Consider the following 26,835-nt stretch of genomic DNA (forward strand, 5'->3'; position numbering starts at 1 on the left):
CGCTCAGACCGCGTAGCGCGTCGGGTCGGGCAGGCCGGCGTCCTCGAACCCCTTCTTGCGCAGGCGGCAGCTGTCGCACGTCCCGCAATGCAGGCCCTCCGGGGTCGGATCGTAGCACGACCAGCTCATCCCCGCATCGAGGCCGAGCGCCGCGCACTCGCGCACGATGTCGGCCTTGGTCATGTGTTGCAGCGGGGCGTGGATCCTGAACGGCTCGCCCTCGACCCCGGCCTTGGTGGCGAGCTCGGCCAGTCCCTCGAACGCGGTGATGAATTCGGGGCGGCAATCGGGATAGCCGGAATAATCCAGCGCATTGACGCCGATGAACAGGTCGCGGGCGCCTGCCGCCTCGGCCCAGCCAAGCGCGAGGCTCAGGAAGATCGTGTTGCGCGCGGGGACATACGTGACCGGTATCCCGGGTTCGACGCCCTGTTTGGGAACGGCGATATCGGCGGTGAGCGCGGATCCGCCGAAGGCAGACAGGTCCAGCGGCAGGACGATATGCCGCTCGGCCCCGAGATGCTCGGCGATCCGCGCGGCGGACTCGAGTTCCAGCCGGTGCCGCTGGTTGTAATCCACCGAAAGCGCGAAGAGCCGGTATCCATCGGCCCGCGCGCGCGCTGCCGATACCATGGAGTCTAGTCCGCCCGACACCAGCACGACGGCTGCCGGGGCGACCTGCGGGGTCGTTTCATCTGTCATGATGCGCCGGTAGGTAAGCGCCACCCTCCCGAAGCGCAAGCGCCGCCCCGCCTGCGGGATCCTCCCCCGGCAGATGGCCAAAAAAATGGGCCGCCCGTAAGCGACCCAGGGGATGCCCGATTGGGGGGGCGTATCAGGAGGAAAGCCTTCCATCACGGAATGCAGTCTCTGCTCTACGCGCGAATCGTAAACTTACTCTTAACGATGCGCGGCTCAATGCGCCTTTGGGTCACCCGCACACGCGCCGACGTAGCGCGCCTCGTACGTTTCCTCGAACGGCGCGCCGTTGATGATGCCCTGCGTATCCATGTTGAAGGACCGTGGCGTGGCAACCTTCACGCTCGTCTGGCCGTGGCTGTTGTGACAGATGAAATGGACCGTGGTGGTGTCGATGTCGTTCTTGACCACGGCATGCTGGCACTGCTCCATCGGATGCTCGTAATGGATCAGCGTGCGCGGATCGGCGAGGCACAGGGTGCGCGACACGCCGTCATCGACGGTCTTCAGCTGCCATTGGCCCCGCTCGACCCGCGCCAGGGCGGTCAATGCGGGCTTGGCGCCGGGCGCAGCGACGGCGAACCCGGTTCCCAACGCCAGCGCGATCCCGCTGGCGCATACCAGCGTCGTTCCCCGTCTCGTCCATCTCATCGCGTCGACCCCGATTGGCCCGCCATACGCCCGCTGCGTCGTGGCAATGGCCCCAGTCCCTTATCTGGGGACCTCCGCCCGACTTACAATGACGGAGACGTAACAATCTCCAGCGCTGCCGGCACCGGGAACTTGCGCGCGCAGAAGGCGCAGTCGACCACGATCATCCCGTCGTCGTCCGCCATGTCGCGCTGTTCCTCGGGCGGGAACTTTGCGAGCACCGACGCGATGTAATCGGGCGAGCAGCGGCAGCCGCGGACGAACCGCGTCTCGCCCTGGACGCGGACCTCGGTTTCCTCGTTGAACAGCCGCCACACCAGCGTCTCCAGCGACAGCGATGCGTCCGCCAGCTCCTCGGGCTTCATCGTCCCGCCGAGGATCGCGACATGCTCCCACTCCGGGTGGTCGAGCCGGGTATGGATCCGGTCGCGCCCGTCTTCGCCTTCGGGGAGATGCTGGAGCAGCAGCCCGCCCGCGACGCGCCCGTCGCGTCCGAGCGGACCGGTGCCGACGCGGATCAGCGTCGGGATCTGTTCGGACTGGAGGAAATAATGCTCCGCCGCCTCGCTCAGCGAATCGCCGTCGAGCGGGACGATCCCCTGATAGCGTTCGCCGGTATCCGCCTGGTCGAAGGTGATCGCGAGATAGCCCTTGCCGAACAAGGCAAACAACGTCGGGTCCTTGGGTGCCTCGGCGAGGCGGTCCGCGTCGAAATCGACATAGCCGCGCAGTTCGCCGCCGCGATAGTCGCACACCAGCAGCTTGACGATCCCGCCCTCGGTTTGCGCCTGCATCGTGAGCTGGCCGCCCGCCTCCTTGAGCGTCGAGCCGATCAGCGCGGCAAGCGTCAGCGCCTCGGTCAGCAACGCCTCGATCGGCGCGGGATAGGCGTGCGCGGCGAGGATCGTGTCGAGCACGGGCGCGAGCCGCACGATCCGGCCGCGCGCGTGGCGCGCGGGGATGGTGAAGCCGATCGCGCGGTCGGTGTCGGTGGGGGTGGGGGAGACGGGGCTGGTGGGAACGGGGGTCATGATTTTCTCGCGGCGATTACGTCACCTAACCGTTCGCCCTGAGCGAAGTCGAAGGGCCCGCGCCACGCATGGGGCTTCGACTTCGCTCAGCCCGAACGGTGGGGAACTAAACGGGACAACAGAACCAAGGAGATAGGAACTCCCAGCCCCCAATCAACCGATCTGCCCGAAGCACCACCGCAGCACTGATTTCTGCGCGTGCAGCCGGTTCTCCGCCTCCGGCCAGATCAGCGATTGCGGCCCGTCGATCACCTCGGCGGTCACTTCCTCGCCGCGGTGCGCGGGGAGGCAGTGAAGGAACTTCGCGTCGGGCTTGGCGGTCGCCATCAGCGCGGCGTCGACCTGATAGGGCCACATCGCCTTCAGCTTGGTCTCGGCATGGTCCTGCCCCATCGAGATCCACGTATCGGTGACGATCACGTCCGCGCCCTCGACGGCTTCCTTGGCGGTGCCGACGACGCGCGCACGGCCCTTGCCGAGCGCGACGTCGCTGTCGGCGGGCATGAACCCCTGCGGGCACGCCGCGACCACGTCGAACTGCATCAGCCCGGCGGCTTCCATGATCGACGCGAGCACGTTGTTGCCGTCGCCGAGCCATGCGACCTTGAGCCCGGGAAGCGGCTTGCCCGCTTCCATCAGCGTCAGCAGGTCGGCCATGATCTGGCACGGATGCGAATTATCGGTCAGGCCGTTGATCACCGGGATGGTGGCGTACCGCGCCATCTCTTCCAGCTTCTCGTGATCGTCGGTGCGCAGCATGATCGCATCGCAATAGCCCGACAGGACGCGTGCGGTATCCGCGACAGTCTCGCCGCGCCCGAGCTGGGTCGTGCCCGCGTCGAGGATCACGCTGTTCCCGCCCAACTGGCGGATCGCCATGTCGAAGCTGACGCGTGTGCGGGTCGAGTTCTTCTCGAACACCATCGCGAGCGTGTGCCCGGCAAGCGGCGCGTCTGCGTCGGCTTTGCCCTTGGGCCAGCCCGCGCGCGCGGCCTTGCGGTCGAGCGCATCGGCGAGCATCGCGGCGACACCATCGGGGCCCGCGTCGGAGAGGCTGAGGAAATTGCGCATCATGCCTCCCTCTCCCCGCTTGCGGGGAGAGGGCAAGCGAGCGCAGCGAAGCGCGGGAGAGGGGCAGTCACTCGGACGGCAGTGTCAGGCACTGCCCCTCTCCCCGACCCTCTCCCCGCAAGCGGGGAGAGGGAGACTTGCGCGCTCACGCCGCCGCCGCCATCGCCGTGAACGCCCGCGCGCCGTCGCTGAGCTTCTGGACGAATTCGGTAATATGCGCTTCCTCGATCACCAGCGGCGGGAGCACGCGGACGACATTCTCCCCCGCCGCAACCGTCAGCAGCCCGTGATGATCGCGCAGATGCGCCACGAAATCGCGCGCGACCGCGGCGTCCTTGAGCTTGATGCCGAACATCAGGCCCTTGCCGCGGACGCCCTCGAAAAGCTGGTCGTGATTGGGGATCAACTGCTCGACCGACGTACGCAACCGGTCGCCCATGGCCGTCACATGCTCGAGGAAGCCGGGTTCGAGCATCACGTCGAGGATCGCCTCGCCCGCCGCCATCGCGAGCGGATTGCCGCCATAAGTCGAGCCATGCGTGCCGAACACCATGCCCTTGGCCGCTTCCTCGGTCGCGAGACACGCGCCGAGCGGGAAGCCGCCGCCGATGCCCTTGGCCGAGGACAGGATGTCGGGGGTGATGCCGTAATGCTCATAGGCCCACATCTTGCCGGTCCGGCCATAGCCACACTGGACTTCGTCGAGCACCAGCAGCAGGCCATGCTCGTCGCACGCCTTGCGCAGCCCTTGAAGAAACTCCGGCGTCGCGGCGGAGACACCGCCCTCACCCTGGACCGTCTCGACCATGAAGCCAGCGGTCGTGTCGTCGATCAACGCGAGCGCCGCTTCGAGATCGTTGAACGGCGCGTAGGCGAAGCCCGGCAGCAACGGCTCGAACCCGTCGCGCATCTTGGGCTGGTTGGTCGCCGAGATCGCGCCCATCGTGCGCCCGTGGAACGCGTTGTTGAAGGTGATCAACGTGGTGCGCTGCGGATTGCCGGTGACGAAGTGATAACGCCGCGCGGCCTTGATCGCGCATTCGACCGCCTCGGTGCCCGAATTGGTGAAGAACACGGTGTCCGCGAACGAGCTTTCGACGATCCGCTGCGCGAGATGCTCGCCCTGCGGGGACCCGTAGAGGTTGGAGACGTGCATCAGCGTTGCGGCCTGGTCGGCGATCGCCTTGACCAATTTGGGGTGGCCGTGGCCGAGCGCGTTGACCGCGATCCCGGCGGCGAAGTCGAGATATTGCGCGCCATCCTCGCCGTAGAGATAGACGCCCTCGCCGCGCACCGGACGCACGCCACACCGTGGGTAAACGGGCATCAGGGCTGGGGTCGACACGACGCGTCTCCTTCAAAAAGCAAAAGGGCGACCTGTACGGTCGCCCGATCACGGTTTTTACGGAGATTGGGGGCGGAGCGCAACACCGTGTGTTGGGCGCTTTTGCCCGGGTCGATGCAGGAAGGGATGATCGCACAAAGCCACAAAGACACGAAGAAAGAAGGAGGCAGATATGATGCTGCCGCAGGCAAAATCTGATGGGCACGCGCACCACGCTGCCTTGCGAGCCTTCCTCTTTGTGTCTTTGTGCCTTTGTGCGATCAAACCCTTCTTGAACCGCCCAAAAACGTCAGTTCTTCAACCGCCACCCGCTTCGCAGCAGCAAATAGCACAGCAGCCCGAGCACGATGTCGATCGCCAGGATGATCACCGACCCAAGCATCACCGGCGAATCCGCCGTCCCGAGGAACCCATAGCGGAACCCCGAGATGATGTAGAAAAACGGATTGGCATGGCTGAACGCACGAAACGCCGGCGCGAGCTTGTCGACCGAGTAGAACGTCCCCGACAACAACGCCAAAGGCGTGATCACGAAGTTGGTCACCGCCGCCGCATGATCGAACTTGTCCGCCCAGATCGACGTCAGCACCCCGAGGAACGACAGGAACGCCGCCCCCAGGAACCCGAACCACAGGATCGCGAGCGGATGCCGCGGCGTGACATGCACGTCCGGATAAATCGCCATCGCCAACCACACCACGAATCCGACGATAAACGCCCGCGTCATCGCGCCACCGACCAGCGCGGTCAGCAATTCCATCGTCGACAAGGGCGGCTGGAGATAATCGACGATCGTCCCCTGGATCTTGCCGACCATCAGCGAGAAGCTCGCATTGGCAAAGGCGGGCCCCATCATCCCCTGGCTGATGATCAGCCCGGGCGCGATGAAATCGGCGAACGGGATCTCGACCCCGCCGACCAGAACCGGGCGTTTCGCGCCGGTTGCGATGGTAAACACGACCAGAAACAGCAGCGTGGTGATCGCGGGTGCCCACACGGTTTGCAACTGCACCTTGAAGAAGCGGCGAACCTCCTTGATATAGAGCGTTCGCAGACCGCCCCAATTGACGCTCCGGATGACCGGGACGCCGGGGGCGTTCATCGCCGTTGTACGAATTTCGCCGATTGGGGGCTGGCTGCTCATGGCATCGTCGCTAAAGACTGCCGCCGCCGCCCGCAACCCGGATTAGAGGTTCGGCGACCCGAGACGATTGGAAACGAGAGCAGATGAGCTGGACCGACGAACGCATCGATACGCTGCGCAAGATGTGGGAAGCAGGGCAGACCGCGAGCCAGATCGCCGAGGAACTCGGTGGCGTCAGCCGTAACGCGGTGATCGGCAAGGCGCATCGCCTGGGTCTCCAGTCGCGCCCGTCGCCGGTCAAGCCCAACGACGGCTCGGCCAAGGCCGCCGCTGCCGCCGCCGCGCCCGCCGCTGCCGCGCCGTCCGCGCCGGCCGAACCCAAGCCCGCCCCCGCCCCGCGCGCGCCGGTCGAGCGAGTCGCGCCGCCGGTCGCCGCGGCACCGCCGCCCCCGCCGCCCGCACCGCGCCCGGCGGTACAGGACGAGATCGAGGACGAGACCGACGACGAGGAGGCCGAGGCGCCCGCCGCACCGGTTCGCCCCGCGCCGCCGATCCTGCGGTCGGTTGGTCCCGGCGGCTTCCTGCGTCAGGCACCCGGTGAGCAGCAGGCCCCGATCACGCCGGCGCCGCCGCGTCGGCTGGTTCCGGCCAAGCCGTCCGCCGACATGGCGGGCAAGACCACGCTGCTCGATCTCAACGACAAGATCTGCAAGTGGCCGATCGGTCATCCGGGTGAGCCCGACTTCCACTTCTGTGGGGAGAAGGTGAACCCGGGCTTCCCTTATTGCGTCGGGCATTGCGGCCACGCCTATCAGGCGCAGCTCCCGCGCCGCGACCGTCGCCCCGCGCCGCCGCTGCCGTTCGGCGGTCCGCGCGCGCGCTGAGCCACGACGGGACGTACGAAAAAGGGGCCGCGCACCATCCGGTTGCGCGGCCCCTTTTTTATGCGTTGCCGCATGGGCGCGTCGTTCTCCCGCGCAGGCGGGAGCCCAGGGATACAGACGCTCCGCCCGTAACCCTGGGTCCCCGCCTGCGCGGGGAAACAGAGACACCCGACTGTGCTCAGAAGCGGAACGTGTCGTCGCTGCGACGGACGTCGGTGCCCGCCGTATTGGGCTGCGAGCACGAACGTGTTACGCATTGAAAACGCCCGGTTGTGCTGTGTCAGCGCCCCAAGCAACGTCCCCTTTGCAGATGGCCGCATTAAACAGGAATTAGTCCCGATGTGTTGCCATCGGGCCACAACGGACCTTTTCCGCGATGCCGCTTGGCAGTTTCGCCCTGCCCGCCGTATAGCGTTCGCATGTCCGACGACCTGTTCGCAGCCAGCCCCAAGCACGTTCCCACCGATTACGATGCAGCGTCGATCGAAGTCCTCGAAGGGCTGGAGCCGGTGCGGCGGCGGCCGGGCATGTATATCGGCGGCACCGACGAGCGCGCCTATCACCATCTCGCCGCCGAAGTGCTCGACAATGCGATGGACGAAGCGGTCGCGGGCCATGCCACGCGGATCGAGATCGAGCTCGCGCCGGGCAACCGGCTGACCGTCTCGGACAATGGCCGCGGCATCCCGGTCGACCCGCATCCCAAGTTCCCCGGCAAGTCCGCGCTCGAGGTAATCCTGTCGACGCTCCATTCGGGCGGCAAGTTCGACGGCAAGGCCTATGCGACCAGCGGCGGGCTTCACGGCGTCGGGGTCAGCGTCGTCAATGCGCTGTCCTCGGATACGGTGGTCGAGGTCGCGCGCGGGCGCGAACTGTACCGCCAGAAGTTCGCGCGCGGCGAGACACTCGGGCCGCTCGAACATGTCGGCGCGGCGCCCAACCGGCGCGGGACGACCGTTGCGTTCACCCCCGATACCGAGATCTTCGGCCCCGACATGGGGTTCAAGCCAGCGCGACTCCACCGCCTTGCACGATCAAAAGCGTATCTGTTCGCGGGCGTCGAAATCCGCTGGAAATGCGCGCCCGAGCTCATCAGCGACGACACGCCCGCCGAAGCGGTGTTCCAGTTCCCCGGCGGCCTCGCCGATCATCTGCACGAGCAGTTGGGAACGCGCGAATGCGCGACGACCGAGCTGTTCGTCGCGCGGCAGGATTTCCCCGGCACCGCGGGCCGCGTCGAATGCGCGGTCGCCTGGCCGCTGTGGAGCGACGGGTCGTACAGCTGGTATTGCAACACCATCCCCACCCCCGATGGCGGCACGCACGAGCAGGGCCTGCGCGCCGCACTGGTCAAGGGGATCCGCGCGTTCGGCGATCTGGTCGGCAACAAGAAGGCCAAGGACATTTCCGCCGAGGACGTGATGACGGGGAGCGAGCTGATGCTCAGCGTCTTCATCCGCGATCCGCAATTCCAGAGCCAGACCAAGGACCGCCTCACCTCGCCCGAAGCGGCGACCTTGGTCGAGCGCGCGGTGCGCGACCATTTCGACCATTTCCTCAGCGACAATATGGACCGCGGCAAGGCGCTGCTAAGCTATGTCGTCGAGCGGATGGACGACCGCCTCGCGCGAAAAGCCGAGCGCGAGGTCAAGCGCAAGACCGCGACGTCCGCGCGCAAGCTGCGGCTGCCGGGCAAGCTGACCGATTGCTCGTCCAACGGGCCCGAGGGCACCGAGATCTTCATCGTCGAGGGCGATTCGGCAGGCGGATCGGCCAAGCAAGCGCGCGATCGCAAGACGCAGGCGATCCTGCCGATCCGCGGCAAGATCCTCAACGTTGCGTCGGCGACCTCGGCCAAGATCCACGCCAATCAGGAAATCGCCGATCTGATCCTCGCGTTGGGGTGCGGGACACGCAAGGACTGCAACCCGGATCATCTGCGCTACCAGCGCGTCGTCATCATGACCGACGCAGACGTCGACGGCGCGCATATCGCGACGCTGCTGATGACCTTCTTCTTCCAGGAAATGCCCGAGATCGTCCGCGCCGGGAACGTCTTCCTCGCACAGCCGCCGCTGTACCGGCTGACCGCGGGGACGAAGAGCCTCTACGCGATGGACGACGCGCACCGCGCGCAGCTCGAGGCGACCGAGTTCAAGGGCAAGAAGGTCGAGATCGGGCGGTTCAAGGGCCTCGGCGAGATGAACCCGATGCAGCTGCGCGAAACCACGATGGACCCCAAGACCCGCTCGATGCTGCGGATCACGCTGCCGCAGGAATATGAGGCGCGCGCGGGGGTGAAGGATCTGGTCGATCGGTTGATGGGGACCAATCCGGCGCATCGCTATGCGTTCATTCAGGAAAATGCTGCCCGGATGGACGAGGACGCGATCGACGCATAGTCTTGCCCGACGAATCGGGAGTCCGGGCGATGGCAGCGACGTGGTGGTCGGTTTTCAGTGCGCTGCTCGTATCGGCCCCGCTCGCGGCGCAGACCCTGCCGCCCCCTGCCGCTGCCGATCGCGACATCGTCGTCGTCGGCAGCCGCGCACCGGACCTGCGCAAGCGTCTGGACGATTGCCTCGCCGCCAGCTGCAAGCCCGACCGCGACATTGCGATCACGCTCGATCTTGCGCAGGCGCAGTTCGAGGCGGGGCATTTTGAGGAGGCGCAGGCCGCGCTGCTCGCCGCGCGCCACCGAACCGCGCGGTTCGCCCGGGAATATCCGGTCGCAGTGGCCAATCTGTTCCATGCCAGCAGCGTGATTGCCGCGCATCTCGGCGATCAGGGTCGCGAATGGTCGAACGCGCTCGATACGGTCAGCGCGATGAAGGCCGGCATGCCCGAGACGGATCCACGCGTCTTGATGGAGCGGATCGGGCTTGGCGACGCCTATGCCAGTGCCGGGCTGTTCAGCGAAGCCGAGGTGCAATATCGCGCGGTCGCGGGCCGCGCGCGCAAACTCGGACTGGTCGAGACCGAAGGGCTGGCGCTGCTTCGGTACGCAACGCTCAACACCCGACTCGCCGCGCAGGTCTATGCCTTTTACGGTCCGATCGCTCGCAGGGCGATCGGCGCATTGCTCGAACGGCGCGAACCGGCGCTGCAGCCCATCGTCGCGTGCGCTGACCAGTTGAACATCCAGTTGGCCGCCCTGACCGCGAGCGACGCCGAGCTCGACCGACTGATCGCGCGCTATCCTCGGCAACCCGCCGGCGCGCCCTCAGTTCTGCTGCACGCCCCACCGGTCCTGATGACCGCGACCGGGCAACGCCGCCCCAATGGCACGGCGGCGGACAGCTACGCGCTGTTCAAGGAGATCCCGCCACCGGTCTTCTCGGCCAACCTGGATTATATGTGGATCGACGTCGCCTACACGATCGGCACGGACGGCCGGGTCCACGGTGCGCATGTCGCGGCGCGCGGCAATCGGGTGTCCGGCACCGGCGACTGGCCCGAACAGATCGTCCAGGCGATCGCGGCGCGGCGCTATGCGACCCAGACGACGCCCGGAAAGGGACGCGAGCGCTTTACCTTCACGTCGAACATGACGATCAAGACCGGGTCCCGCATCCCAATCCACAGCGGTATCCCGCGGCTGGTCCACGCGGACCTGAATCCCGACGCCGTTACCCCGCCGCCCGCCTCGTCCTGAGCCAGCACCCAGACCGTAGCGCCGGAGAGCCGCGGGCCTGTTTTGGGCAGGACAACGGCGACGCGCACCCCGCGTACGTCGCCATATGCGCAGCACGGGGCGATCGCGAACACCCAGCTCGCCCCGACGCGGCGGACGCACAGGCTCGCCAGCCCATCCGAGCACATGTCGTCAGCGAAAACAAAAAGCCCCGCCGATCCAGAGGATCCGCGGGGCTTTAATGGTGGGCGTGGCAAGGATTGAACTTGCGACCCCTGCGATGTCAACACAGTGCTCTACCACTGAGCTACACGCCCACTTCGCTGCGGCAGTGCCGGGCGAGGGGTGGCCTTTAGCGAAGGCTTTCTGCCCACGCAAGCATCACGTGCGCCGATTCAGAAATTTCCGCCGACCCGTTCCAGTTCGAACATGCGGTCCACCTCCAGCACGAGGTCCCGCAGGTGGAAGGGCTTGGACAGGACGCGCGCCTGCGGCATCGACTTGCCCGCCTTCAGCGTCACCGCGGCAAAGCCGGTGATGAACATCACCCGCAGGCTCGGCGCAATTTCGCTCGCCTTTTGCGCGAGTTCGATGCCATCCATCTCGGGCATGACGATGTCGGTCAGCAACAGGTCGAAATGCTCGTCTTCCAGCAACGGGATCGCCGCCGTCCCGCGATCGACCGCTGCGACCGCATAGCCGGAGCGCTCAAGCGCGCGCGTAAGATATTCGCGCATCACCTGATCGTCTTCCGCCAACAAAATCCGAATCATGCCATTCCGTCCTGACGGGCCAAGGCGCCCGCATTTGCGGTAATGTATGCGCGAAGGGCTTAAGATTTTCCAGCCGGATCGGCGGAGCGGCTGTGCTACGATGGGGCGATATGACGCCGCCCCTGCCCTCGTTCGACCTTTTCGGCGATCCCACGCCGGCCAGCCCGGTCGTCCTGTCCGTGCCGCATGCGGGTCGCGACTATCCGATCGCGCTCCAGGCGGCACTGCGGGTCCCGCTCGCCGCGACGACCGTGCTCGAGGACCGTTATGTCGACGCGGTGGCGCGGATCGCGCACGATCGTGAGACGATGCTCATCCAGCGCCGCGCGCGCGCCTGGATCGACCTCAACCGCAGCGAGCAGGAACGGGATCCCGCGATCGACGAAGGCGCCCGGGCGGCGGCCATGCCGATCGCGTCGGCCAAGGTGCGCGGCGGGCTGGGGCTGGTGCCGCGCCGCGTCGCCGGCGCAGGGGAATTATGGCGCGGACGGTTTGCCGCGAACGACATCGCCGCGCGCATCGCAGCGGACTACCGGCCCTATCACGATACGCTGGAGGCCGCGCTGCAGGCGGCACGCGCGCGCTTCGGAGTCGCCGTGCTGCTCGACATCCATTCGATGCCCAGCCTCGGCGCGGGCGCGCCGCGTATCGTGATCGGTGACCGATTCGGCCGTAGCGCCGATGCCCGCTTCGTTGCCGCGCTGGAACGCGTCGCGCGCGCCGCCGGCATCCCCTGCGCGCGCAATACGCCTTATGCCGGGGCGCACGTGCTCGACCGGCATGCCCGTGGCGGCGTGGTCCATGCCATCCAGCTGGAATTCGATCGCACGCTGTATCTCGACCCGGCGGGCGACCTCCCCGGCGATGGGCTCGCCTCGACCGCTTCGACGCTTCGCGCAATGATCGACGCACTCGCCGAAGAGGCCATGGGCTGGCGCGGGCAGACGCTGCCGATCGCCGCCGAGTAACCCGCCGCGCACAAAAAAACCACCGCATGCAGAGCACGCGGTGGCCAAGGTTCAGGGAGGAGACACTCCCGGAGGAGCGTCGCGCGGTCCCGCGAAAGGGGGGAACACGAAACCGCGTGAGACCGATATAGGTAAGCGGTTTTCGGGGTTCAAGGGTGAAATTCAACGCCGTTCCGGACTTTTCCCCGATCGCGTCCTGTCCGTACGAGGACGGGCAACTCCCGCGACCGTTGCCGCGCAAAGGCTCCGCGCCGAGCCCCTTCCCGCGACGAAGGCAATACGGTGCCGGCAGACCGCTGCCGCCGCAATTCTTGTGGGGAGCGGTCCGGTCCGGGACTGCCGTTCCGTCGAGCCGCAAGGGCGGGCCGGCATCGCGCCGGCCCGGGATCGCTCAGTTGATCAGCTGCGGCGCGGGGACCTTGCCGAGCTTGACCTGGCGGTCGAAGATCTGCGGCAGCGTCGTCAACGAGAAGAGATGCGCATAGACGAGCGGCAACAGGCCCGACTTCTGGATCTTGCGCAGCTGGTCGCCGCGCAGGTCGTTGAGCTTTTCCTCGTTCACGATCTGGAAGCCACGGTAGATGAACGGCTGGTCATTGCCCGCCATGTTGAGCGTGAACTCTCCATCCATCAACAGGTCGAGCTCGCGCAGCTCGGTCATGAAATTCGCCGTGCGCGCGCCGGCCTGCTCGAACTGTTCGTTGAAGCCCAGGATGTTCTGGACGAGCTCGGTCGGCTTGCCCTCGGCAAACAGCGCCTCGCCTTCGTCGAACGCGCCGATCGTGTTGCTGGTCGGATCGAAGCAGAGCGACAGGTCCTGCGCATCCGGGCGAAGGCGCGCGAGCATGAACGGATACCGGCGGATGTAGGCCGGGACGTACACCTTGTCCTCGATCAGCTTGCCATCGTCGCCGACGAACACGTTGACGCCCTCGTTCAGGCCCATCAGCGCGATCGGGATCGCGTCCGTCCCCAGGGTGAACACGATCGGCAGCCACGGCTGGGTCGCGACGAATTCGTCGACGGTGACCGGGATGGCATGCTGGTTGACGAGGAACGGTGCCGCGTCGGCGGCATTGAAGCGGAAATTGGCATGCGCCTCGCTCGAAAGCGGCTCGAGCGCATTGTAGAACAGGGGAAGGGCTTGCGGCGCGCTGGCCATGATCGTCTCCATGATGAATGTAGCGCGCAGGTCCCCCACGCCTTACGGACGCTGGCTCTATGGCGCGCGCGCACTTTCCGCAAGGCCGAGGAGCTTGCCCGGGTTCATCAGCCCCTGCGGATCGAGCCCCGCCTTGATCGCGTGCAGCGCGGCCAGCCGAGCCGGCGAGGACAGCCGCGCGAGCTCGTCGCGCTTCATCTGGCCGATACCGTGTTCCGCCGAGATCGATCCGCCCGCCGCGACGACGAGATCATAGACCATCCGGCTCGCGGGCGCGCCGACCTCCTGCCGCCAGCGTTCGGCGGCAGCGCGGTCGTGCTGTAGCCCGGCGGGCGCGTTGACGTGGAAATGGACGTTGCCGTCGCCGAGATGCCCGAAGCCGGTCGCATGGACGCCGGGATAGGCCGCCTCGACCGCAGCGGCGGCGCTGACCATGAAGTCGGGCATCGCATCGACCGGGACCGAGATGTCGTGCGCGATGGTCGGCCCCTCGGCGCGTTCCGCTTCCGAGATCGAGTCCCGCAACCGCCAGAAGGCGATCGCCTGCGCCTCGCTGGCGGCCACCACCGCATCGCGCGCCAGACCATCCGACAAGGCCGGGCCGAGCAAGGTTTCCAGCGCGTCGCGCGCGGGCGGCTGGCCCTGCGGCGTCGCATATTCGATCAGCACCAGCCACGGATACCGGCTGTCGAGCGGTGCGCGGGTCGCGGGAATGTGTTTCAGCACGAGGTCCAAGATCTCGCCAGGCACGAGCTCGAAGCTCTCGATCGCATCCCCCGACCGCCGCTCCAGCACGCGCAGCAGCGCCAGCGCCGCATGCGGGCTGTCGACTGCAATCCATCCGGTCGCCCGGTCCGCCGCAATCGGGACCAGTCGCAGCGTCGCCGCCGTCACCACGCCAAGCGTCCCCTCGGCACCGATCAACAGCTGGGTCAGGTCATAGCCGCGATTGTCTTTGCGGAGCGGTGCCAGGCCATCCTGGACCTGCCCGTCCGGCAACACGATCTCGAGCCCCGCGACGAGCGCGCGCATCGTTCCGAAGCGCAAGACCTGCGTCCCGCCAGCATTGGTCGAGACCAGCCCGCCCACCGTCGCACTGCCGCGTGCCCCGAGCGTGAGCGGAAAGCGCATCCCTTCCGCCTCGGCGGCGGCATGCAGGTCGGCGAGGATCACCCCCGCCTCGGCCACGACCAGCGCGGCATTCGCATCCATCCGCCGCAACCGGTTCATCCGCCGCAGCGACAGGATCACCGCCGAGCCATCGGCGGGCGGGGTCGCCCCGCCGACCATCGACGTGTTCCCGCCCTGCGGCACCAGCGGCACGCCGAGGTCGCCCGCAAGCCGGACGATGCCGGCGACGCCAGCCGTGCTGTCGGGCGACAGGATCGCCGCGCTCGCGCCATGATAGCGACCGCGCCAATCATCGAGCCACGGCGCGATATCGGTCGGATCGGTGGTCACCGCCTTGGGGCCAAGCAAGGCACGGACGGCATCGACGAGACGGGTCTGGGGAGATGTCACGCCACCGATCTAGGGCGGATCACCGGACGTTGCCAGCGCGTCCTGTCGGCTGAAGGTATTCGGGCTGACGAAAGGAACCGCTCGTTGCGCACGGTGTGACACAGCTTTCGGATGGTAGCGATACCTCATACACGAACATTGTGTCGTTTTTGCAACATGTGTTTGCAAAAGTTACTGTATGCGTTGCGAGACTGTCACACTTGCTTGCATCGCCTTCATGAAACGTCCGATTATCCTCCCAATCACAGGGCAAGATAACAAGGGGACCATCATGAAACTCAACCGTTTTCTGCAGGCCACAGCGCTAGTTAGCGTTCTGTCGGCACTTCCTGCAGCGAGCTTCGCGCAGACCGCGACCAGTGGCGACGGCCGCGCTTCCACCCAGACGACGACGACCGTGGGGGCCTCCACGGACGGCACCGACACCGCAGCGCCCCAGGCTGCGCCGCAAGACATCGTGATCACCGGCTCGCGCATCAGCAGCCCGAACGCGACCTCGACCAGCCCGATCACGACGATCACGCCGACCCAGTTGCTCGCAACGTCGCGCGTTTCGATCGGCGACACGCTCAACACCCTGCCACAGCTGCAGAGCACGTTCAGCCAGGCGAACTCGACGCGCTTCCTCGGCACCGCCGGCCTCAACCTGCTCGATCTGCGCGGCCTCGGCACGCAGCGCACGCTCGTTCTCGTCAACGGCCGCCGTCACGTCGGCGCGGACATCCTGAACAACGCCGTCTCGGTCGACATCAACACGATCCCGTCGGACCTGATCGAGAGCATCGACATCACCACCGGCGGCGATTCGGCAGTGTACGGGTCGGACGCGATCGCGGGTATCGTCAACTTCCGTCTGAAGGACCATTTCCAGGGCCTGGAAGCGCGCGTGCAGGGCGGCATCAGCCAGCATGGCGATGCCGGTTCGTATTTCGGCAGCATCCTGGGCGGCAAGAACTTCGCCGATGGTCGCGGCAACATCGCGGTCGATCTGGAATATGCGCGGCAGAATAGCCTGTACGCCTCCGACCGTTCGCGCCTGCAGCAGGTAGACGGCTTCGTCACGACGCAGGTCGACGCTCCGGGTGTCGCCACCGGGCAGACATTGCCGAATTTCAACGGCGTTCCGGACAACATCTTCTTCCGCAACATCCACTCCGCGACGATCGCATCGGGCGGCCTGGTGACCTTCGCAAGTCCGACCGGCGCGTGCGGGACGGACAACACTGCGAAGCGCTTCTCGTGCAACTATCTGTTCCAGGGCGACGGCTCGCTTGTCCAGGAGAATGGCGCACGCGTCGGGATCGGCACCAACACCAGCTCGCCGAGCGGCTCTTCGTTTATCGGCGGCAACGGCGATACCAATCGTGAAGGCCAGCTTCTTCAGATCCAGCCGGCACTCGATCGCTACTCGGCCAACCTCGTCGGCCACTTCGAGATTTCGGATGCGATCGTCCCGTTCGTCGAGGCATCCTATTCGCGGACCGAGACTTATGGCCAGGGCAGTTCCGGCCCGGCGTTCATCACCGGCGGAACGCTCGCCGGGTACGATACGTCGACGTTTGAGCGTCCGCGCCTCGACAACCCGTATCTGAGCACGGCCGCCCGCACGACGATCACCAACGCGCTGATCGCCGGTGGCACGGATCCCGCGACGATCACGGGTGCGACCCGCTTCACGCTCCGCAAGAACCTCGTCGACCTGGGGGTCCGCTCGGAACAGTCCAAGCGCCAGACCTACCGGATCGTCGGCGGCGTGCGCGGCACGTTCAACGGCGACTGGAAGTATGAAGTCGCCGCCAACTACGGCGAGTTCATCGAAGATACGCGCGTTCTCGGCAACCTCAACGTCCAGCGTTTCCTGCTGGGCATGGATGCGCAGCGCAATGCCGCCGGCAACATCGTTTGCGGCTCGCAGATCACCCCGTCGCGTGGTGGCACCGACATCGGCGGCAATCCGGCAATCCTTGCCGCGGACATCGCCGCCTGCCAGCCGATCAACCTGTTCGGCAACGGCAACATCTCCGATGCGGCAAAGCGTTATGTCCTGCAGGACACGGTCTCGCACGGGAAGATCACGCAGCTTGACGTCTCCGCGTTCGTCAACGGCGACACCAGTGGCTTCTTCAACCTGCCGGGCGGTCCGCTCCGCTTCGCAGTAGGCGGGGAATATCGTCGGGAAACCAACTTCTTCAAGCCGGATCCCTTGGTCGAACAGGGATACACCTTCTACAACGCGCTGCCGACCTTCGCCCCGCAGGCTTTCGAGGTGAAGGAAGCCTATGGCGAAATCCAGATCCCGGTCTTCAAGGGGATGCGGTTCGCAGAGGATCTGAGCTTCACCGCCTCTGGTCGCGTTTCGGACTATAACAGCAACGCAGGCACGGTTTACACCTACAACTTCGGTGGCAACTACTCGCCCGTTCCGGACATCAGCTTCCGCGCTTCTTATGCGCGCGCGGTCCGTGCCCCGAACCTGTCCGAGCTTTATTCCTCGCAGAGCCAGAACTTCGCGTCGGTCAACGACCCGTGCTCGGCCAACTTCATCGCAACCGGCACGCAGTATCGCGCCGCAAACTGCGCTGCGGCCGGCATCCCGACCAACTACAACTACCTGTATCAGCAGACGCTCGGCATTCTCAGCGGGGGCAACCCCAACCTGAACGTCGAAAAGTCGGACTCCTACACCTACGGGATCGTCCTGAAGCCCCGCTTCACGCGTGGCCTGACGCTGTCGGTCGACTATTACAACATCAAGGTGGCCAACGTGATCACCGCGCCTTCGGCGCAGCAGATCCTCAACAGCTGCTATGATTCGCCTACCGGCAACAACCAGTTCTGCGGCCTGTTCCAGCGCGTCGCGGCTGGCCAGACCGGACCGAGCGGGGAAGAGCAGTATCGCGTAATCGAAGGCAGCCTGCAGCAGACGCTGCTCAACTACGCCAGCCTGCGCGTCCGCGGCCTCGACGTGAACCTCAGCTACCAGCACGACTTCGGTTTCGTGAAGGCGAGTTCGGTGCTGGTCTATACCCACCAGTTCGAGAATGCGCAGTTCATCGATCCGAGCCAGCCGAACTTCGGCGACAATCTGCTCGGCGAACTCGGCAGCCCCAAGGACAAGGTGTACTGGAACCTCAACGGCGCGTTCGGGCCGTTCGAAGTCAACTACCAGCTCAACTATCTGGGGAAGATGGCGGCCGGCTTCATCGAGGATGTCCAGTCCTACCAGGGGCGTCCGCCGCAGAATGCGGACCGCTACAGCATTCCCTACTATCCTGAAGTGTTCTACATGAACGCGCGTTTCGGGATCAACATCCAGGGCGGGTCGCAGTTCTACTTCGGCATCGACAACCTGACCGACCGCGTTCCGCCGCTGGGCTCGACCGGCATCGGTGGTGGCACCGGCATCTACGAGCCGATCGGCCGCCGCTTCTATGCGGGGTTCAAGGCCAAGTTCTGATCGCCTGATCAGGCTGATACGACCGGGGGAGCGATCGCAAGATCGCTCCCCCTTTTTTGTCATCGTTGCAGATCGGCGCGGTGGCCGGTTACATCGGGGGCGTAAGGCCGTCCTTGCCGATCGCAACGAACTTCGCGCCGGGTGCATCGGCGGTCTTCACGACAAACACCTTCTGGCCCTTGGCGAGCATCGAGCGCTGCGTCGGTTCGAAGCGCACGATCGGCGTCCCGGCCGGCACCAGCACCTTCGCGGTCCCGCCCTTGTACGAAATCGTCAGGCTGGTTTCGCCCGACGTCCCCGCGGTGGAGGAGACCGTGCCGTTGGTCATGCCGCTCTGTTCTTGCACGGTGCCGTTGGTCATCCCGCTCTGCTGCTGCACGGTGCCGTTGGTCATGCCGCTCGCACCGCCGCCACCGTTACCGCCGCTCGCCGCGACGACACCCGGAACATCCCAGCCGTAATGGCCCTCGCCCGACCCGCGCATCGCCTCGGGGAAGATCACCAGCTCGACCGCGCGCAGCGCACTGTCCGGGCCGGACGTCGCGGTGCCGATGAAGTCACCGGTCTTGAGCGTCGACAGGCTCGACCCGACGACCCAGGCGAAGCCCGTCTTGCCGTCGATCGGCACCGTCGTGGTCTTGCCGTCATAGCCCTGAATCGTCACGCCATTGGTATCGACCGACTGGACCACGCCGCGCACCCGCGTCGCCGCGGGGGTTGCGCTGCTGGTGGTGGTGGCGGCGTCGGTCGTCGTCTTGCTGCCGCAACCGGCGAGCAACACGGTCGCTCCGGTCAACAGCATGAGCGTTTTCTTGATCATCGGATGGAATCCTCGACAGGGGGGTACACGCAAATCAGACACTTTGCCGTATCGGGCTAGGCGCTTGGGCGGTACGTCACAAGCGACGTGCTGCGTATCGCCTGCTTCCCGGCCATCATCGCGCGGAATGGGGCGGTCCCGCGCCGGCCGAGCGTTGTCAGGCGGACACGCGGATGAACCCGGCATGACGACGGAGACGCCAGACCGAGCCGGACAATGAAAGATTGCCTACCTCGCCCCAAAGCATCCTTGAATTGCCGTGGCGCCTGGTCCAGCCCATCTGACAGCGATGGCAACCCTCCTCGATCCCACCGCCCGCGGGCGAGTCATCCTCGTCGGCGCGGGGCCCGGCGACCCGGGCTTGCTCACCGTCCGCGCGGTCGAGGCGCTCCGGCAGGCGGATGTCGTCGTGCATGACGGGCTGATCGACCCGCGCGTGCTCGATCTCGCGCCGGCCGACGCGCAACGCATTTCGGTCGCCAAGAAGCGCGCGCGACATACGCTGCCGCAGGAGGCGATCAACGCGCTGATCATCGCGCATGTGAAGACCGGGAGCGTCGTCGTGCGGTTGAAGGGCGGCGATCCGTTCATCTTCGGGCGCGGCGGCGAAGAGGTCGAGGAAGTCCGGGCGGCTGGCCTGCCGGTCGAGGTGATCCCCGGCGTATCGGCGGCGCTCGGCTGTGCGGCGGAAGCGATGCTCCCCCTCACCCACCGCGACTATTCCAGCGCGGTCAGCTTCGTCGCGGGCCAGTGCAAGGGGCTGACCGACCAGGACTGGTCGGGGCTCGCGGGCAAGGGCCGGACGCTGGTGATCTACATGGGCGTGGCGACCGCGACCGACATTGCCGACAAGCTGATGCGCGACGGCGTCGCGCCCGACATGCCGGTCGCGGTGCTCGAGCGCGGGACGCTGGACGGGCATCGCGCGATCAGGACGCTGCTCGCCGACCTCGGGCCGATGGTCTCGCGCGAGCAGGTCGCGTCGCCCGCGATCATCGTCGTCGGCGAGGTCGTCGAGCTGTCCGACGCGGAAGACAAATTGGGGTCCTGGGCGCGCATCGCCGGGACATTGGCGGAGACTGTCGCGTGAAACTGCTGACCGGAAACGACTTGCCCACGGGCGATGTGATCTGGTGGACCGGCAACGGCTGGTCGCGCCATATCGAGGACGCGGGTGACGTGACCGACCAGGGCGAGAGCATCGCGCGCGCGCAGGAAGGCGCACAGCGCGTCACCGGCCCCTATGTGATCGACGCGACGATGACGCCCGAGGGGCCCCGCCCCGCGCACATCAAGGACCGCGTCCGCGCGCTCGGGCCGACGGTGCGGCCGGACCTGACGCTCAAGCCCGCCGATCCGAACGCGGGGAGCTGGGTGATATGACGTCCAATTCCCGTCACCCCGGCGAAGGCCGGGGCCGCCAGGTTACCGCGCGGAACCGCCGTCCGACACCCAACATGACGGCCCCGGCCTACGCCGGGGTGACGGCGTTTCATCTTCCTCACCCAGCCTCGGCAACAACTGCGGCGACGGGAGTTTACCATGTATAAATATGACCAGTACGATCAGTCGATCGTCGATTCCCGCGTCGAGGAATTCCGTGACCAGGTGAAGCGCCGCCTCGCGGGGCAGATCACCGAGGACCAGTTCAAGCCGCTCCGGCTGATGAACGGCCTGTATCTCCAGCTGCACGCCTATATGCTGCGCGTCGCCATCCCTTATGGCACGCTCGACGGGCGGCAGATGCGGATGCTCGGGCACATCGCGCGCAAATATGATCGCGGCTACGGCCATTTCACGACGCGGCAGAACATCCAGTATAACTGGATCAAGCTGTCCGAAGCGCCCGACATCCTTGCCGAGCTGGCGACGGTCGAAATGCATGCGATCCAGACGAGCGGCAATTGCATCCGCAACATCTCGTCCGACCAGTTCGCCGGCGCCGCCGCGGACGAAGTCGCCGATCCGCGCATCTGGGCCGAGCTGCTCCGCCAGTGGAGCACCTTCCACCCCGAATTCAGCTACTTGCCCCGCAAGTTCAAGATCGCGGTGATCGCCGCAAACGAGGACCGCGCGGCGATGCGGCTCCATGACATCGGCATCCAGCTGGTGGAGCGCGACGGCGTTCTCGGCGGGCGCATCTTCGTCGGCGGTGGCATGGGCCGCACCCCGATGATCGCGCCCGAAATCAAGGACTTCATCACCGCGGATGATCTGCTGAGCTATGTCGAGGCGTGTCTGCGCGTCTACAATCGCTACGGCCGCCGCGACAATATCTACAAGGCGCGGATCAAGATTTTGATCCACGAGCTCGGCGCGGACGAATATCGCCGCCAGGTCGAGGAGGAGTTCGTGGCAGTGAAGTCGCTCGGGCTCGATCCGCCCAAGGCCGAATTCGACCGCATCACCGAGATGTTCGCACCCCCCGCCTTCGCCGCGCTGGTTCCGCAGGCCGACACCGCGCCCAACCCCGCGTTCGACGCATGGCGCGCGCAGAACACCGTCGCGCACAAGCAGCCCGGCTATGCGATCGTGACAATCAGCCTGAAGCCCACCGGCGGCATCCCCGGCGACGCTTCGGCCGACCAGATCGACGTCATGGCCGACCTGGCAGAACGGTTCAGTTTCAATGAGTTGCGCGTGACTCATGCGCAGAACATCGTCCTGCCGCACGTCGCCGTAAGCGACCTTCACCATGTTTGGAGCGCGCTCGATGCGGCCGGTCTGGCGCCTGCCAACGTCGATCTGATCAGCGACATCATCGCCTGCCCCGGCCTCGATTACTGCAGCCTCGCCAACGCCCGCTCGATCCCGGTCGCGCAGAAGATCGCCACCCGCTTCGCCGACCCCGAGCGCCAACGTGATCTGGGCGAGTTGAAGCTCAAGATCAGCGGCTGCATCAACGCCTGCGGGCATCATCATGCGGGCCATATCGGCATCCTCGGCGTCGACAAGAAGGGCACCGAGAATTACCAGCTCCTCCTCGGCGGTTCGGGCGCGGAGGACGCGAGCCTCGCGCGGATCACCGGCCCCGGCTTCAGCGAGGACGGCATCGTCGACGCAGTCGAGACCGTGACCAACGTCTATCTCGACAAGCGGGAAGCGGGCGAGCGCTTCCTCGATACCTACCGCCGGCTCGGCATGGATCCGTTCAAGGAAGCGCTTTATGGATAAGTCCGCCATGTCGATCGGCTCCGACGAGCCAGCGGTCACGCTCGACGCGTTCCTCGAGGACCAGACCAACGCCACCGCGGTCCGCCTCGAGGCGGGCGAGGACGCACGCGCGCTGCTCCCGCACCTCGACCGGATCGCGCTGGTCGAGATCAGCTTCCCGAGCTTCCGCGACGGCCGCGGCTATTCCGCCGCCCGCATCCTGCGCGAGGCGGGCTATACCGGCGAACTGCGCGCGCAAGGCGACGTGCTGGTCGACCAGATGCTGTTCATGAAGCGCTGCGGGTTCGACAGTTTCGCACCCGAGGCGGAGATTGACGCGGCTACGCTCGAAGCAGCGCTGACCCGGTACGACCATGTCTATCAGAAAGCCGCCGACGGTCAGGTCCCGGTGTGGAAACTGCGGCATGGCTAGCAGCGCGCGCCGCCTCGACCTGATCGATGTCGCGCCCTTCTCCCCCGCCGATGCGGCGGCGATGGAAGCGCGCTTCGCGGGCGTCGGCACCGGCGACCTGCTCGGAGAGCTGCTGACCGGCGAGCTCAAGGGGCGCATCGCTGCGGTCTCGTCGTTCGGGGCGGAGAGCGCGGTGCTGCTCCACCTGATCGCGCAGGTCGACCGCGACATTCCGGTGATCTTCCTCAACACGCAGAAGATCTTCGGAGAAACGCTGGCGTATCGCGACCAGCTTTCCGAAATGCTCGGCTTCACCGATCTGCGCGTCTTCCGGCCCGACCCGCATCGGCTTGCTGAAAAGGATGCGACCGGGTTGCGCTGGAATTACGACCCCGATGGCTGCTGCGACCTGCGCAAGGTCGAGCCGCTGCGCCGCGCGCTCGCGCCGTTCGATTCGTGGATCTCGGGGCGCAAGGGCTTCCAGGCGGGGACGCGGATCGCGATGCCGCGGTTCGAGGAAGACGAGGGCCGGCTGAAGATCAACCCGCTCGCCGACTGGGACAAGGACCGCCTGGAGGCGTATTTCGCCGAGCACCGGCTGCCCCGCCATCCGCTCGAAGCGCAGGGCTATCCATCGATCGGCTGCGCGCCTTGTACGTCGAAGGTGCAGCCGGGCGAAGACCCGCGCGCCGGACGCTGGCGCGGGTGGGACAAGGTCGAATGCGGGATCCACGTGCCCGAAAAACCGGGCGAGGAACCGGTTTTCTGATCCGCAACGTGCTCCTGCGCAGGCAGGAGCCCAGGGTAACTGAGCGCTGATCGTGCAACTCCGGGTTCCGGCTTGCGCGGGAAAACGGCGCAAGGCCGCCGTCACCCCCGCTCGAACGTCAGCACCCGCTTCTCCGCATCCGCCGCGCGCAGCACCACGTCGATCCGCTCCCCCGGCACCACCCCCGTCGCCGCCACGCGTGCAACCACTGGCTCATCGCACAGCTGGATCCGCGCGGCGTGTGCCTCGACATCGGTGACGACCGCCGCGAACGTCTCACCGACCAACCCAGCCAGCATCACCGCCTCGGCCAGATCGACCACCGCGCGGTCGATCCGCCCGCCAATCGCATCGGCGCGTGCCATCACCGTCGGCAGCGTCTCGAACGCCGCGATCACCGCCTCCGGCACCGGCTGCCCATTGGCGATCGCCAGCGCCGCGCGGATCACATAGCGGTCCGCCAGCCGCCGGAGCGGTGCGGTCGCGTGCGCATAGGTCGCCGCCATTGCCGCGTGCCATGGCACGACGCCGTCGCGATAGGGTGCGTAGCTCGCGCCGCCGCCGTTGCGCCGGATCGCGGTCATGAACGCGGCCTGCTTCGGATCGTGCCCGTCGAGCCGCCGCTCGATCGCATCGAGCGGCACGTCGGCCGCCCAGTCGATCCCGAGCGCCGCCGCGGTGATCCGCAACCGCGCGACCGCATGATCGTCGGGCGCGGCCATCACGCGGAACAGCCCGGTGCGGTGTGCGAGCAGCAGGTCCGCGACCGCCATGTTGGTGGCGAGCGACAGCGCCGCGTTGCGCGCCTCGGACTCCAGCCGCGGCGCGAACCGCAAATCGAACCCGCCGCCGGGCAAGGCGCTCACTTCCTGTTCGGGCGGATCGACCCGCGATGCCCCGCGCCGCGCTTCGGCAGCCTGGACCCGCGCCGACAGCTCGGCGAACCCGTCGGGCAGATCGGTACCGCGGACACTGTCATAGGCGAGTTTCGCGCCGCTGCGGATGATCGCGCGCTCGGCCCCGTCGAGCTTGACCGCGCCATCGGGCGCGACCCGGACGGTGAAGATCACCGCCGGGCGCGGCCCGTCGGGCAGCAGGCTCGCCGCCGCCTCCGCGAGCACCGGCGGATACAGCCCGGCCTTGCCATCGGGGAGGTACAAGGTCGTCCCGCGCTTCCACGCCTCGACGTCGACCGGGTCGCCATCCGCCACGAACCACGCGACGTCCGCGATCGCATAATGGAGCAGCATGTCGTGCCCGCTCCGTTCGATCGCGAACGCCTGGTCGAGGTCGGTCGACGTCGCCGGATCGAGCGTGACGAAACGCATCGCGGTGCGATCGACATGCTCGGTCGGCGCGCGCCGCGCCGCCGCAGCCGCCGCCGCCTCGACCTGTGGCGGGAAGCCGTCCGGCACGGCGAATTCGCGCCGGATCGCAAGCAGCCCCTGCTGCAGCGCATGGCCCGAATCGATCAGCGTCTTCACGAAGCCCGCAGCCTCAGTAGCCGACGTAGTCGCTGAAGCGCGTGACGCTCGGCTCGAACTTGAGGATCACCTTGCCGGTCGCGCCGTGACGCTGCTTGGCGACGATCAGCTCTGCGAGGCCAAAGACGCGCTCCATCTCGAGCGCCCATTGCGCGTGGTCCTCGAACACCTTGGGATTGTCGCCCTCGACCGGACGCTTCGGCTCACGCGCGGCGACGTAATAATCCTCGCGAAACACGAAGAACACGATGTCGGCGTCCTGCTCGATCGACCCCGATTCACGCAGATCCGAAAGCATCGGGCGCTTGTCCTCGCGGCTTTCGACCGCGCGGCTAAGCTGCGACAGCGCCATCACCGGAACGTTCATGTCCTTGGCAAGTGTCTTCAGCCCGCGCGAGATCTCCGAGATTTCCTGCACACGGTTGCCGTCCGAGCTCTTGCCCGATCCGGTCAGCAGCTGGAGATAGTCGACGACGACCAGCCCGATCTCGTTATTGTGCCGCCGCTGGAGACGCCGCATCCGGGTGTGGAGCGCGCCGATCGTCAGTCCGGCGGTATCGTCGATATAAAGCGGCAGATTCTCGAGGTCCGCCGCCGCCGCCGCTAGCTGGTTGAACTCGTTGCGGCTGATCTTGCCCATGCGCAGCGCTTCGGAGCTGATCCGCGCCTGCTCGGACAGGATACGCGTCGCGAGCTGGTCGGCGGACATTTCGAGGCTGAAGAACGCGACCTTCGCGCCGACCGACTCGCTTGGCTTCAACCCGTCCTGCATGTCGCGCATCCAGCGCGCGGCGGCGTTGAACGCGATGTTGGTGGCGAGAGAGGTCTTCCCCATGCCCGGACGCCCGGCGAGGATCATCAAGTCGGAATGATGCATGCCGCCGATCTTGGCGTTGACGCTGTCGAGCCCGGTCGTGATCCCCGAAAGACCGCCCCCGCTGTTGAGCGCCTTTTCCGCATTCTTGACCGCGAGCGTCGTCGCCTGCGCGAAACTCTTGATCGCGGTCTCGCTGCCGCCGTCCGCCGCGACCTTGAACAGTTCTTCTTCCGCTGCTTCGATCTGCGCGCGCGGGTTGACCTCCTCGGAGGTGTCCATCGCGCGATCGACCAGCCCGCGGCCGACCGTCACCAGCGTTCGAAGCATCGCAAGATCGTAGATCTGCTGCGCGAACTGCCGCGCGCCGATCAGCCCGGCGCCGCTGCCGGTCAGCTGCGCGAGATAGGACGGGCCGCCCAGCTCGCGCATCCCGGCATCCTGTTCGAACATCGGTCGCAGCGTGACCGGCGTCACCAGCATGTCGTTCCCGCGCAGCACCTTGATCGCGCTGAAGATGCGGCCGTGGAGCGGTTCGAAGAAATGTTCGGGCTGGAGCTTGTCGACGAGATCGTCGGCGAGCCGGTTGTCGATCATCATCGCGCCGAGCATCGCAGCTTCGGCTTCGACGTTCTGCGGGAGCGAAACGGCTTCGGGGACGACGGGCGGAGGAGCGAATGCGGTGGCCATCCGCGCGGTTTGGACCTGTCGGACCGTCGGCTCAAGCGTGTTGCGCCGGGCCGCACGTCGCAGCTGTGGATAAGTCGGGGATAACCACGGGACGATCGGTGCGTTTCGTGGGGATGACCGGTGGATAAGCCGGCTTGGGCGTACGCGCATTCATCAGAGAGCGTCCCGCCTGCTGTAAGTCGCTCCGCCTTGTCCTCGGGGCTCACCGTAGCCTGCGCGTCCACGCGCAGAACAACAGCAAGATGCCTTGCGGGACGAGGCCGCGATACGGTGGTGGGGAAGTCCGGCAAAAGCCCTGCATAAGTCCGGCATAACGTGGTCACAAACCTGTGGATAAGTCCGGGATAACCCAAGCCGTACGCCGCTCGTGGTTCGCACCGTCCGCGACCCGCGCTAGAATGCGTTGATTCTCC

At 66.5% G+C, this 26,835-nt stretch carries 22 protein-coding genes and 1 tRNA gene; 10 read left to right on the top strand and 13 right to left on the bottom strand.

Going from position 1 to position 26,835, the window contains the following annotated elements; all coding sequences use genetic code 11:
- Nucleotides 1-3: 3 nt before the first annotated feature.
- The 6 genes from queC to L8G49_RS03165 form a co-directional block, all read right to left on the bottom strand.
- Complete coding sequence (gene queC, locus L8G49_RS03140; protein WP_242182385.1) at nucleotides 4-702, bottom strand: 7-cyano-7-deazaguanine synthase QueC; 699 nt, start codon at nucleotides 700-702, stop codon at nucleotides 4-6.
- A 213-nt stretch (nucleotides 703-915) separates the two neighbouring features.
- The gene (locus tag L8G49_RS03145; RefSeq protein ID WP_242182388.1) at nucleotides 916-1,350 is read right to left on the bottom strand and encodes a DUF3617 family protein; all 435 of its coding nucleotides are present in this window, start codon (nucleotides 1,348-1,350) and stop codon (nucleotides 916-918) included.
- 83 nt (nucleotides 1,351-1,433) lie between these two features.
- Complete coding sequence (locus L8G49_RS03150) at nucleotides 1,434-2,381, bottom strand: Hsp33 family molecular chaperone HslO (protein ID WP_242182390.1); 948 nt, start codon at nucleotides 2,379-2,381, stop codon at nucleotides 1,434-1,436.
- Nucleotides 2,382-2,534: 153 nt separating this feature from the next.
- On the bottom strand, nucleotides 2,535-3,452 hold the full coding sequence (gene argF / locus L8G49_RS03155) for an ornithine carbamoyltransferase (protein WP_242182832.1): 918 nt from the start codon (nucleotides 3,450-3,452) through the stop codon (nucleotides 2,535-2,537).
- Nucleotides 3,453-3,597: 145 nt separating this feature from the next.
- On the bottom strand, nucleotides 3,598-4,797 hold the full coding sequence (locus tag L8G49_RS03160; RefSeq protein ID WP_242182392.1) for an aspartate aminotransferase family protein: 1,200 nt from the start codon (nucleotides 4,795-4,797) through the stop codon (nucleotides 3,598-3,600).
- Between the two features lie 289 nt (nucleotides 4,798-5,086).
- Complete coding sequence (locus L8G49_RS03165; protein ID WP_242182395.1) at nucleotides 5,087-5,941, bottom strand: ABC transporter permease; 855 nt, start codon at nucleotides 5,939-5,941, stop codon at nucleotides 5,087-5,089.
- Nucleotides 5,942-6,024: 83 nt separating this feature from the next.
- On the opposite strand from L8G49_RS03165, the gene L8G49_RS03170 reads away from it, so the two are divergent.
- The 3 genes from L8G49_RS03170 (at nucleotide 6,025) to L8G49_RS03180 (ending at nucleotide 10,420) form a co-directional block, all read left to right on the top strand.
- Complete coding sequence (locus tag L8G49_RS03170) at nucleotides 6,025-6,765, top strand: GcrA family cell cycle regulator (protein WP_242137573.1); 741 nt, start codon at nucleotides 6,025-6,027, stop codon at nucleotides 6,763-6,765.
- 419 nt (nucleotides 6,766-7,184) lie between these two features.
- Entirely contained in the window at nucleotides 7,185-9,167 is a 1,983-nt protein-coding gene (gene parE, locus L8G49_RS03175) for a DNA topoisomerase IV subunit B (protein ID WP_242182397.1), read from the top strand.
- A 29-nt stretch (nucleotides 9,168-9,196) separates the two neighbouring features.
- Nucleotides 9,197-10,420, top strand: coding sequence for a hypothetical protein (locus L8G49_RS03180; RefSeq protein ID WP_242182398.1), 1,224 nt, complete (start codon nucleotides 9,197-9,199; stop codon nucleotides 10,418-10,420).
- Nucleotides 10,421-10,641: 221 nt separating this feature from the next.
- On the opposite strand, the gene L8G49_RS03185 is transcribed toward L8G49_RS03180, so the two are convergent.
- Both L8G49_RS03185 and L8G49_RS03190 read right to left on the bottom strand, forming a co-directional pair.
- Nucleotides 10,642-10,716: transfer RNA gene (locus L8G49_RS03185), tRNA-Val, on the bottom strand.
- A 78-nt stretch (nucleotides 10,717-10,794) separates the two neighbouring features.
- Entirely contained in the window at nucleotides 10,795-11,172 is a 378-nt protein-coding gene (locus L8G49_RS03190) for a response regulator (protein WP_242137576.1), read from the bottom strand.
- Between the two features lie 110 nt (nucleotides 11,173-11,282).
- Here L8G49_RS03190 and L8G49_RS03195 point away from each other — a divergent pair, with 110 nt between their 5' ends.
- Entirely contained in the window at nucleotides 11,283-12,140 is an 858-nt protein-coding gene (locus L8G49_RS03195; RefSeq protein WP_242182400.1) for an N-formylglutamate amidohydrolase, read from the top strand.
- Between the two features lie 391 nt (nucleotides 12,141-12,531).
- Here the strand turns inward: L8G49_RS03195 and L8G49_RS03200 are convergent, their stop codons facing one another.
- Together L8G49_RS03200 and L8G49_RS03205 are read right to left on the bottom strand one after the other, a co-directional pair.
- On the bottom strand, nucleotides 12,532-13,302 hold the full coding sequence (locus L8G49_RS03200; protein WP_242137578.1) for a SapC family protein: 771 nt from the start codon (nucleotides 13,300-13,302) through the stop codon (nucleotides 12,532-12,534).
- A 57-nt stretch (nucleotides 13,303-13,359) separates the two neighbouring features.
- The gene (locus tag L8G49_RS03205) at nucleotides 13,360-14,823 is read right to left on the bottom strand and encodes an FAD-binding oxidoreductase (RefSeq protein WP_242182402.1); all 1,464 of its coding nucleotides are present in this window, start codon (nucleotides 14,821-14,823) and stop codon (nucleotides 13,360-13,362) included.
- 271 nt (nucleotides 14,824-15,094) lie between these two features.
- On the opposite strand from L8G49_RS03205, the gene L8G49_RS03210 reads away from it, so the two are divergent.
- Nucleotides 15,095-18,280: a TonB-dependent receptor gene (locus tag L8G49_RS03210; RefSeq protein ID WP_242182404.1), complete on the top strand. Its 3,186-nt coding sequence runs from the start codon at nucleotides 15,095-15,097 to the stop codon at nucleotides 18,278-18,280.
- Nucleotides 18,281-18,368: 88 nt separating this feature from the next.
- Here L8G49_RS03210 and L8G49_RS03215 read toward each other — a convergent pair whose 3' ends face one another.
- The gene (locus L8G49_RS03215) at nucleotides 18,369-19,100 is read right to left on the bottom strand and encodes a hypothetical protein (RefSeq protein WP_242182407.1); all 732 of its coding nucleotides are present in this window, start codon (nucleotides 19,098-19,100) and stop codon (nucleotides 18,369-18,371) included.
- A 289-nt stretch (nucleotides 19,101-19,389) separates the two neighbouring features.
- Between L8G49_RS03215 and cobA the strand changes: the two genes are divergently transcribed.
- From cobA to L8G49_RS03240, 5 genes are all read left to right on the top strand, one after another.
- Nucleotides 19,390-20,190 carry a uroporphyrinogen-III C-methyltransferase gene (cobA, locus tag L8G49_RS03220; RefSeq protein WP_242137582.1) on the top strand — a complete coding sequence of 267 codons (801 nt, stop codon included), beginning with the start codon at nucleotides 19,390-19,392 and terminating at the stop codon, nucleotides 20,188-20,190.
- The gene (locus L8G49_RS03225; RefSeq protein ID WP_242137583.1) at nucleotides 20,187-20,483 is read left to right on the top strand and encodes a DUF2849 domain-containing protein; all 297 of its coding nucleotides are present in this window, start codon (nucleotides 20,187-20,189) and stop codon (nucleotides 20,481-20,483) included. Before cobA ends, L8G49_RS03225 begins: the two co-directional genes overlap by 4 nt.
- 159 nt (nucleotides 20,484-20,642) lie before the next feature.
- The gene (locus L8G49_RS03230) at nucleotides 20,643-22,274 is read left to right on the top strand and encodes a nitrite/sulfite reductase (RefSeq protein WP_242182408.1); all 1,632 of its coding nucleotides are present in this window, start codon (nucleotides 20,643-20,645) and stop codon (nucleotides 22,272-22,274) included.
- Nucleotides 22,267-22,686, top strand: coding sequence for a DUF934 domain-containing protein (locus L8G49_RS03235; protein WP_242182410.1), 420 nt, complete (start codon nucleotides 22,267-22,269; stop codon nucleotides 22,684-22,686). The genes L8G49_RS03230 and L8G49_RS03235 overlap by 8 nt, the downstream gene beginning before the upstream one ends.
- Entirely contained in the window at nucleotides 22,679-23,434 is a 756-nt protein-coding gene (locus tag L8G49_RS03240) for a phosphoadenylyl-sulfate reductase (RefSeq protein WP_242182412.1), read from the top strand. Before L8G49_RS03235 ends, L8G49_RS03240 begins: the two co-directional genes overlap by 8 nt.
- Nucleotides 23,435-23,535: 101 nt before the next feature.
- Here the strand turns inward: L8G49_RS03240 and L8G49_RS03245 are convergent, their stop codons facing one another.
- Nucleotides 23,536-24,918, bottom strand: a complete 1,383-nt coding sequence (locus L8G49_RS03245; protein WP_242182413.1) for an RNB domain-containing ribonuclease — start codon at nucleotides 24,916-24,918, stop codon at nucleotides 23,536-23,538.
- A 13-nt stretch (nucleotides 24,919-24,931) separates the two neighbouring features.
- Nucleotides 24,932-26,422, bottom strand: coding sequence for a replicative DNA helicase (locus tag L8G49_RS03250; RefSeq protein WP_242137588.1), 1,491 nt, complete (start codon nucleotides 26,420-26,422; stop codon nucleotides 24,932-24,934).
- Nucleotides 26,423-26,835 lie beyond the last annotated feature (413 nt).

It is taken from the genome of Sphingomonas sp. CARO-RG-8B-R24-01, from assembly GCF_022662295.1.
Classification (GTDB): domain Bacteria; phylum Pseudomonadota; class Alphaproteobacteria; order Sphingomonadales; family Sphingomonadaceae; genus Sphingomonas.

Coding starts and splice junctions, on each gene's coding strand:
- L8G49_RS03240 (WP_242182412.1), top strand. CDS start 22,679: ATGGCTAGCAGCGCGCGCCGCCTCGACCTGATCGATGTCGCGCCCTTC.
- L8G49_RS03210 (WP_242182404.1), top strand. CDS start 15,095: ATGAAACTCAACCGTTTTCTGCAGGCCACAGCGCTAGTTAGCGTTCTG.
- L8G49_RS03195 (WP_242182400.1), top strand. CDS start 11,283: ATGACGCCGCCCCTGCCCTCGTTCGACCTTTTCGGCGATCCCACGCCG.
- L8G49_RS03180 (WP_242182398.1), top strand. CDS start 9,197: ATGGCAGCGACGTGGTGGTCGGTTTTCAGTGCGCTGCTCGTATCGGCC.
- L8G49_RS03190 (WP_242137576.1), bottom strand. CDS start 11,172: ATGATTCGGATTTTGTTGGCGGAAGACGATCAGGTGATGCGCGAATAT.
- L8G49_RS03145 (WP_242182388.1), bottom strand. CDS start 1,350: ATGAGATGGACGAGACGGGGAACGACGCTGGTATGCGCCAGCGGGATC.
- cobA (WP_242137582.1), top strand. CDS start 19,390: ATGGCAACCCTCCTCGATCCCACCGCCCGCGGGCGAGTCATCCTCGTC.
- parE (WP_242182397.1), top strand. CDS start 7,185: ATGTCCGACGACCTGTTCGCAGCCAGCCCCAAGCACGTTCCCACCGAT.
- L8G49_RS03230 (WP_242182408.1), top strand. CDS start 20,643: ATGTATAAATATGACCAGTACGATCAGTCGATCGTCGATTCCCGCGTC.
- L8G49_RS03250 (WP_242137588.1), bottom strand. CDS start 26,422: ATGGCCACCGCATTCGCTCCTCCGCCCGTCGTCCCCGAAGCCGTTTCG.
- L8G49_RS03215 (WP_242182407.1), bottom strand. CDS start 19,100: ATGATCAAGAAAACGCTCATGCTGTTGACCGGAGCGACCGTGTTGCTC.
- L8G49_RS03170 (WP_242137573.1), top strand. CDS start 6,025: ATGAGCTGGACCGACGAACGCATCGATACGCTGCGCAAGATGTGGGAA.
- L8G49_RS03200 (WP_242137578.1), bottom strand. CDS start 13,302: ATGGCCAGCGCGCCGCAAGCCCTTCCCCTGTTCTACAATGCGCTCGAG.
- argF (WP_242182832.1), bottom strand. CDS start 3,452: ATGCGCAATTTCCTCAGCCTCTCCGACGCGGGCCCCGATGGTGTCGCC.
- L8G49_RS03150 (WP_242182390.1), bottom strand. CDS start 2,381: ATGACCCCCGTTCCCACCAGCCCCGTCTCCCCCACCCCCACCGACACC.
- L8G49_RS03165 (WP_242182395.1), bottom strand. CDS start 5,941: ATGAGCAGCCAGCCCCCAATCGGCGAAATTCGTACAACGGCGATGAAC.
- L8G49_RS03235 (WP_242182410.1), top strand. CDS start 22,267: ATGGATAAGTCCGCCATGTCGATCGGCTCCGACGAGCCAGCGGTCACG.
- queC (WP_242182385.1), bottom strand. CDS start 702: ATGACAGATGAAACGACCCCGCAGGTCGCCCCGGCAGCCGTCGTGCTG.